We start from the raw sequence: 1,271 nt of genomic DNA, 5'->3' as shown, positions 1-1,271 counted from the left end.
TGAGGTGTGTCAAGGATTTGAGACAGTTGGTTAGTTTCTTTTGGTTAGGCAGCCGCGGGTAGCGGCTGATTTCCTCTTGTGAAGTTGGCCATTGCCGTCGTTGGCGGCAAGCCGTCGTTGTGGGTGTGTGGCCGCCACCGGTTGTAGAACACCTCGATGTAGCGCATGGTGGCCCGCCTGGCGTCTTGCCTCGTAGTGAAGCGGTGGTGGTGATAGAACTCGTTCTTCAGCGAGGAGAACAGCGATTCGGCTACCGCGTTGTCCCAGCACACGCCGGTGTCTCCCATTGACTGGCGGATGCCGTTGCCGGCGCACCAGGTGCCCATTTCCCGGGACGTGTATTGGGTACCCCGATCGCTGTGAAAAATCGCACCGGGCTGCAGATGGCCGCGGTCACGGGCCATTTTCAGCGCACCGGTCACCAGGGATGCGCGCATGTGATCGGCCATGGCCCAGCCGACGACCATGCGGGTGCACAGGTCGATGACGGTGGCCAGGTACAGCCAGCCCTCCTCAGTACGCAGATAGGTGATATCCCCAACCATGCGTGTACCAGGAGTATCGGAGGTGAAGTCCCTGCCGATCAGGTCAGCGAAGACCTTGTCCGGATCCGACGGGATCGTGGTCTGTTTGAAGGCCCGCATGCGCTTGGCGACCCAGCCGTTCTCGGCCATGATCGAAGCCACCGTCCCGACGGACACCTCGGTGCCGGCCACGGCAAGCTTCGCGTGGACCATGCGGTGGCCGAAGATACCATCGGATGAATCGAACACGGTCTTGACGTGTTCTGTCAGTTCCCGGTGTCGGGTAGCCGTAGCGGATTCCTTGGACTCCGCCCACCGGTAGTACGACGCCCGCGGGAGGTCCAGCTGCCGGCACATCCACGCCACCGGGAATTGCGCGTTCTTCTCCTGAACAAGACGGTAGAGGTCTTCTACCGTTGTTCTCTGGCGAAGAACGCGGCTGCTTTTTTTAGGAAGTCATTCTCCCTCTCGACTTCGCGAAGACGGGCTTCCAACGCCTTGTATTTCACCGGATCGACAGGGTCATCGGGCCTGGTGCCGCTCCCATTCTCAGCCTCACGGGCCAGCCGGACCCACCGTTTCAACGCGGTCAGCGAGACGCCCAGTTCGGACGCAACAGAGGGCAACGAACGTTCCGAGGAATCCGCCAAGGCCACGGCATCAGCCTTGAATTCATTGGTATAACTTGGTCGAGCAGACATGAGAACAATCCTTTCAAAAACTGTCTCACATCAGTAGTACACCTCA

General features: G+C 59.7%; 1 protein-coding gene and 1 pseudogene. Both read right to left on the bottom strand.

The window, feature by feature from the left end; translation table 11 throughout:
- Positions 1 to 44: 44 nt before the first annotated feature.
- Positions 45 to 914 (bottom strand): annotated as a pseudogene (locus IWX65_RS17590) (IS3 family transposase); the annotation flags it as partial.
- Between the two features lie 20 nt (positions 915 to 934).
- Entirely contained in the window at positions 935 to 1,225 is a 291-nt protein-coding gene (locus IWX65_RS17585) for a transposase (protein WP_196884842.1), read from the bottom strand.
- Positions 1,226 to 1,271 lie beyond the last annotated feature (46 nt).

Source organism: Arthrobacter sp. CAN_A214 (assembly GCF_015751955.1).
Classification (GTDB): Bacteria; Actinomycetota; Actinomycetes; order Actinomycetales; family Micrococcaceae; genus Arthrobacter_D.
Note: the sequence above shows the minus strand (reverse complement) of the source record. Positions and strands in the feature narration are given on the sequence as shown.